Source organism: Bacillus sp. AP8 (genome assembly GCF_000321185.1).
Taxonomy (GTDB): domain Bacteria; phylum Bacillota; class Bacilli; order Bacillales; family DSM-1321; genus Bacillus_AD; species Bacillus_AD massilioanorexius.
This window is the reverse complement of record NZ_CAPG01000034.1, coordinates 188700-195463: the sequence shown is the minus strand read 5'-3', so window position 1 is coordinate 195463 and position 6764 is coordinate 188700. Positions and strand designations below refer to the sequence as shown.

Below are 6764 nucleotides of genomic sequence, written 5' to 3'. Positions count from 1 at the left end.
AACTACTTGATTGGCTTTGAGTTGTACTATTTTGAGTTACTCCACCAGAGTTATTCGAGTTACTACTGCCACTTCCATTTGGCTTGCTTGGGTTTTGGTTATTGTTGTTACCATTAGCGTTACCATCAGTATTACCGTTGCCATTGCCATTGCCATTATTTCCATTACTATTGCCATTGCCATTGCCATTATTTCCATTACTATTGCCATTGCCATTATTTCCATTACCACTATCTTCGTTAGGAGGTGTAGTTGGGTTATCTGGATTGTCTGGATTATCGACGTCACCATTATCATCTGGGTTTTCAATGTTTGAATCTTCATCATCGCCAGGTTGCTCTTCCTCTTCAAGAGGGTCTGGAATTTTTATCGTAACGGAAGCAGGATCACTTTTTAAATCACCTACTACGGCAACAACAGAGAATTTATATGTTTTACCGGCTTCCGGATTAGAGACTTTTGCTTCCATTTTATCTGTAGTAGTAATGGCAGTTTCTCCACCGCCATCAATGCTTTGCTTCACTTCGAATACCGGTTTTTGTTGATCTTCGCCAACCTCTGGGTAACTCCAGGTTAAGGTAGCTTGTTTTGTTGTATCATCATATGAAACATTTAAATTAGTTGGTGCGTCAAGTTTATCATATGTTTCAGATACCTCTGTTGGCTCGGTTCCTTTTACAAAATACTCATAAGTGATATTGTCTTTTGGTGTAAAAGGACTTGGAAGTTTAGCTGGATTTGAACCTTTTTCAATACCAACTTTTACAACGCTCTTAGGTTTTGAGAAATCTTTCGTGTCTACATTTTCAGAAACATGTGACATTAGATTTTTAAACATTTTTTGAGCTAATTTTTGTGATTTAGAACCTAGATATTCTTTTTTCTTTTCATATCCAGTCCAAACGGCTGCCGTATATTTAGTCGTGTATCCTACGAACCACGCATCAGGAACGGCTGCAGGGTCCGTTATGCCAAATTTATTTCTTTCATCTTCTGAATAGTTTGTAGTACCTGTTTTACCAGCAACTGGTAGTCCAGGTACGTTTGCTAATGTACCAGTACCACTTTGAACAACAGTCTTTAACATATCTGTAATCATGAAAGCTGTATAATCCTTCATGGCAACTTTAGGTTCAGGAGTTAAATCTATTTTCGTTTTTTTATCAGCCAATACGATTTTTTTAACCGTATGTGGTTCGTTATAGATTCCTTCATTACCGAAAGCACTATATGCTCCAGCCATATCTTTAGAAGAGAATCCGTACTTCATACCACCGATACTAGATGATTCATGAAAATCATCCTTGAAGTCTAAACCAAGTTTCTCACCGAATTCTCTTGATTTATCTGCTCCAACAGCTTGAAAAGCTTTTAGGGCCGGTATATTTAACGATTTAGCAAGGGCTGTACGAATTGTCATTTGTCCTTGATGTCGATTGTTATAGTTGTTAATTGGTGTTCCATCAGAATAACTATATGGCTCATCGACAATTTGTTCGTAAGTTGACCATTTTAAATATTCAACCGCAGGACCGTAATCAAGGATGGGTTTAATGGTCGAACCGGGCTGTCTTTTTTGTTCTGTTGCAAAGTTAAATGGACGTTGTACTTTTTGATTTCGTCCGCCACCAATTGCTCTGATTTCACCAGTTGATGTGTCTAAAAGCGTAATACCAGCTTGCATTTCATCATTAGGGAAAGAAACAACCTCATCTGTATTAAGCATTTTGTAGACGTAGTTTTGTGCATCTTGATCAAGAGTTGTATAGATTTCTAATCCATCTGTAAATGGGTTATAGTCTGTTTTTGTTTCAATTTCATCTAATACAGTGTCAACGAATGAATTAAGAGCGGAATTTTCTTCTTGTTGACGTTCATCTTCTGGTAATAAAGAATCTGTTATTTTTACACTTTGCGCTTCTTTCATTTCACTTTCAGAAATATAACCGTGCTTATTCATAAGCTGCAATACAACATTACGTCTTTTTTCAGCACGTTCTGGATGGTTGAACGGATTATATCTCGTTGGACTTTGAGGAAGACCTGCGAGAGTTGCCGCCTCAGGTAATGTCAGCTCATCTAGTGATTTATCAAAATACACTTCAGCAGCTGTTGCAACACCATTTGCACGTGCTCCGTAGAAGATTTTATTAATATACATTTCAAAAATTTCTTCTTTAGAGTACTTTCGTTCGATTTGGAAGGATAACCAAAGTTCTTGAGCCTTCCTTTTTAAAGTTTTTTCATCTGTCAAGAAGGATCTTTTTACAAGCTGTTGTGTAATCGTACTCGCACCTTGTGAGCCGAATCCGCTTGTAAAGTTAGCAACTACAGCGCTAGCTAAACGAAAAGGATCGACACCATGATGTTTATAAAATCGTGAATCCTCCGTAGCAATAACTGCATCTTTTACAATATCCGGAATATCTTCGTATTTGACGTAGTTCCTTTTTTCAAGGCCAACCTCTTTTACTAGTTTTTTATCAACATCATATATTTTTGATGAAATAGGGTCCTTTAATAAAGCTTCATCTAATTCAGGTGCGGAGCTAACAAAATAAGCAAATGTAGCCGCTCCACCAACAATACCAATCCCAATTAGAATTAATAAAGATAGCATTATTTTTTTAAATAAGCTTTTGGATGATTTATTATTTTTATTTTTCTTTTTACTTCGTTGTAAATTTTTTCTTCTCTCTTCTCTAGTCTGAATCTTATCAGCCATTGCAGCAATCCTGCCTTTCTTTTAAATCCTTAAAGCGATTTATCAATCAATGGATCGATTACTTTTAGATAGTCGATACGTGGTTGATAACCTATAGGGACTTTATATGAAGTAAGTTCTACTTCTTTTTTTGTTATCGATTTTCTACCACCGGACAGCATACGATTCCAAAAACGTATGAGTTGATGGGCTTCCATCACATATATTTCTTCAAGCGAAGAAAAGCGAATAATGATAAACGCAAATCCTTGTTGTTTTAAAACATTTTCCATGTGCGTAATTTGATGTTCATGGAAATTTTGCAGGGGAAACGATGTTGAATTTTTCGTTTCCTTTGCCTCAAAATCAACATACTTTCCTTTATAAACCCCATTGTAATCCGTTGTAGAAGCTTGTTTAAAATAAGCTTCCTTTATTACGGCAGCACTTCTTTTTGGATAATGAACATCTACAATTTGGATTGGTGTTGGTTTTTTATGAATGACCGCTATATTTTCTTCTAGATAATATTTATTAGTTTCATTCAAATCTTCCTCTAATGTCATTCCACGATTACTATAATTTATTTGTTGTTTTGGAAGAGACGGCTGGTTTTTCCTTCGTTCAACGGCAACAAATTTTCTTCCGTTTGGATAATGAAAGATCACTTTTTTTCCTCCTGACCACTCATATATGATAACAGATATGGAAATGAAATGTAGTATAAAATAATTGGAATCACTTCACTCTATAATTATGATTATACACTTTTTGTTTTTTTTATAGAAAGAGGTTGTTAATAGTGTCTAATGATTCAAAAGTGTTTCATTCATTAAATCATAATCATATTATAAATCAAATATTTTATGACACATGGAAAATGAATCAAGATAATATTTCACGAACAAAGGCATATGATATATTTTTCAAGCAATATCCTGAAGTCAAGTGGGCTTATTTGGCCAGTATGGTTTCACGAAATGCGGGTTGGAATATGTGTGATTTAGAAGGTTCCATTTTAAAAAGCATGCTTTCTCAGGAATATAGAAAAGCACTTTTTCTTACATATGAAACAGCTAATTATCTAATATTTCAAGATGCATTCCCACAATTATTGCTTTACCATTATTCGACGAAATTAAAACGGAATTTGTTTCAGTATTTTGAAGTTTTTTCGATAACAAATTTTATGAGAAAAGAATGGGATTATTTTTGTAGATATGGGAACGAAGACAGATTAATGACTTCTTTAATCATTAATGAACAAAATATTATTCAAACACCTGTCATTGAAGGCCGTTTTTTTCATGATAAGGTATTTTCCTCTGCTATTTTTATTTTGCAAGATTTTATGCATTTTAATTCAGTTGTATTTCCTACTTTAAATGGTGAGTTATATGGGGCATCTGTATCCCATTTTAAAAGCCTTGATGCAAGAATTCAGTTAGGGAAAAGACTAGCCCAAATATTATTTTCAGAGCAATATTTTTTATTTCGAACATTTGCAAACAAAGTAGAGCATACTGGCTCTAGAGAGGATTATGAAAAATATTTGAAACGTAAAATGAATCATCGAACACCTTATTTGCGTATGACGTTTCCTCTCATAAAACATCCAGTTTATATGTACCAAAGCTGGGAGAATCTCCGAAAGGTAAAGAATACATGGAGAAAACCTATCAAACGGAATGAAAGTAATAATATTACGAAATGGTATATAAATAAGCAGTCTCAATTACAAATGTTTGCGTCCATCTATCATGCTTTGTTGTAATTGTATGGATTTTACAAGGATGAAAAAGCTGATACAAAATGATTATCAAGTCATCATTTGTATCAGCTTTTGTGATTTATTTTGGGTAACCAATTACTTATTAAAACTTGCGTATGTTTTTGTTTTTTGTTTGTAATGAATTACACGTCATGAAGCTGAGCATTATGACAGCAAGTACGGTGTTTTATTACAAAGATAAAATGACTTAAGTAGCTGGGCGATCTGGACCAGTTAATTTCGGATTTCCTTCTGCTGATCTTCCCGATGACTTTGCGTTTTTTTGTTGTTTCTTATCTTGCTCAATTGAATTGTTTCTTCCCATTTTTCACACCTCCTATTAAAAGTCTTCCTTATGAATCGAAAAAACATGCACGAAATTTTGTCGAACAAAAGCTTAGTTATACTTTCTTTGACGGTATTCTTCTAGTTTTGTCGTTAGTGAAGGAAATGATAACCGAATAAAGAATTATACGTTATAGATGATCGAATAGGGGGAATATGCATGGAAAAAAGAATGATACCAATAGATGAAATATTGGATCTTTTTAAAAAAATTGAAATAGAAGTTGAAGCAGCGGATCGTAAAGTAATGTCTGCAATAGCAGATGAGAAACAAAGAGTGATTACCTCATATTTAAAAAATGTGGGTGCCATTGAAGAATTGTCAATGAAAGATAAGGAAAAAAGGTTATTTTTAAAGAAGCAAAACAGCAAGAATCCTATGAGAAAGACATATAATATTTGTTTAGACTATAGTTTTTAACTGTTTTGCGCCGGAAAAGGGCGCTTATTTTTTTGTGATTATTTGCGGATTCTTTTATACTTAGTAATGTTATCTTTTTAATATAAACAATATGAAGATAATAAAAAAGGGATAAATTGATGGAGTTGTTTAAATGAAAAATAGTCAGGCATTAATGTATACAAAGCAGTTAGAGACTTTATTGCTAGAAATAGATGATATATATGAAAAAACCCGAGATAGTAAAGAGGAGCACGATTTCTATAAAATAATAGAGCCATTTGTAAATCATGCCATTGAATTATCCTCTAAATGGAGAGAAGCGATTGATGTTATTATTGCTGAGCGTTCAACGTATTTTATTGGTGAAAGACAGTTGGACCAAATTCAAGATAATATTTCGAAATTAAGCGTTCAAGCATTTCATTACATGACGAGCTATAAACTATTTAAAAGTTATTTACAATCAACTAAATTCCTTTTAACGACAATTATAAGGCAGCTCCAAAGATAGTCTAACAAGACAAAAATTAGGTTTCTTTATCACAAGATTATCGATTTGCTCATATAGTAATATGAGTATTTATGATAGCTAAAGAAGAAAGGGGATAAAGTTATGGGACCTATACCTATGATGAGATATCAGAGCGGAATGCAAAACATTGAAGAAGCCTCTTATCATATGATGGGGAATCCTTATATGACAGGATATTTAAATAACTATTCATTTCCATTCAATAATCATTCCGTACATGCTTCTTCTATGCATGAGCATTTGAATAATAGAGAGCAGGAAATGTTTAATCAAAGTATGCATCAAATGTATCCACCTCCTTATAATTCATTACCCCATGGCTTTAATGAAATGTCACTTCCTACTGGGAACTATGATCATGGTCACGACAATTATCAAGTAAATAATAATTATCAAATGGAACAAAATATGTACTCTCAAAATCATCAAGATGTCCCAAATAATCCATTTCTTTATCCGCAACATGAACAACAAGGAATGCATAACTATCCGACACCATTTCAGCCTATAGGGAATTCAGGTCAGCAGTATGATACGAATGGATACAATGGGGCGATTCCTTTTCCACAATTACAAGGAGGATATCCTTATGGGCATAAAAATATGTCAAACTCTCCATTTGCAAATCCCTTAGAATCGAAAAAAATGGGACCTTATATGAATGCGTCATTTCCAAATCCATATCCAAAGCAAGCATTCATGCAAAAGTCTCAGCCGTCAGGCTTTAAATCCATTATGAATCAATTTAAAACTCAAGATGGATCAATGGATGTTACGAAAATGATGAATACAGCTGGCCAAATGGTTGGGACCGTAAGTCAAATGCAAAATGTTTTTAAAGGACTTGGAGGTATCTTTAAAGCCACAACATAAAAAGGGGCTGTGTCAAGAAAGGAATGTATTCCTTTGTGACACTCCCCTTTTTTATGATTGCTTTCAAAAGGTTTGAGTATATCAGTAGAAATCATAAAAAGTTAATGGATCTAATGTTGGTATCGAAACATGATAT

6 protein-coding genes are annotated in these 6764 nt (G+C 33.8%); 4 read left to right on the top strand and 2 right to left on the bottom strand.

The window, feature by feature from the left end; all coding sequences use genetic code 11:
• Both BN349_RS09015 and recU read right to left on the bottom strand, forming a co-directional pair.
• Positions 1 to 2725 (bottom strand): PBP1A family penicillin-binding protein (locus BN349_RS09015; RefSeq protein ID WP_019241968.1); only part of this gene is annotated, 2725 nt, incomplete at its 3' end.
• A 29-nt stretch (positions 2726 to 2754) separates the two neighbouring features.
• On the bottom strand, positions 2755 to 3372 hold the full coding sequence (gene recU / locus BN349_RS09010; RefSeq protein WP_019241967.1) for a Holliday junction resolvase RecU: 618 nt from the start codon (positions 3370 to 3372) through the stop codon (positions 2755 to 2757).
• Between the two features lie 134 nt (positions 3373 to 3506).
• Between recU and BN349_RS09005 the strand changes: the two genes are divergently transcribed.
• From BN349_RS09005 to BN349_RS26345, 4 genes are all read left to right on the top strand, one after another.
• Entirely contained in the window at positions 3507 to 4478 is a 972-nt protein-coding gene (locus tag BN349_RS09005; RefSeq protein ID WP_019241966.1) for a DUF2515 family protein, read from the top strand.
• A 502-nt stretch (positions 4479 to 4980) separates the two neighbouring features.
• Complete coding sequence (locus BN349_RS08995) at positions 4981 to 5241, top strand: hypothetical protein (protein ID WP_019241964.1); 261 nt, start codon at positions 4981 to 4983, stop codon at positions 5239 to 5241.
• 133 nt (positions 5242 to 5374) lie between these two features.
• Positions 5375 to 5734, top strand: a complete 360-nt coding sequence (locus BN349_RS08990; protein ID WP_019241963.1) for a DUF1798 family protein — start codon at positions 5375 to 5377, stop codon at positions 5732 to 5734.
• A 102-nt stretch (positions 5735 to 5836) separates the two neighbouring features.
• Positions 5837 to 6628 (top strand): YppG family protein, encoded by a 792-nt coding sequence (locus tag BN349_RS26345; protein WP_019241962.1) that lies wholly within the window; start codon positions 5837 to 5839, stop codon positions 6626 to 6628.
• Positions 6629 to 6764 lie beyond the last annotated feature (136 nt).

What these genes read in the sequence shown, in the direction of transcription:
- BN349_RS08990 (WP_019241963.1), top strand. Translation starts at nt 5,375, where the DNA reads ATGAAAAATAGTCAGGCATTAATGTATACAAAGCAGTTAGAGACTTTA.
- BN349_RS08995 (WP_019241964.1), top strand. Translation starts at nt 4,981, where the DNA reads ATGGAAAAAAGAATGATACCAATAGATGAAATATTGGATCTTTTTAAA.
- BN349_RS26345 (WP_019241962.1), top strand. Translation starts at nt 5,837, where the DNA reads ATGGGACCTATACCTATGATGAGATATCAGAGCGGAATGCAAAACATT.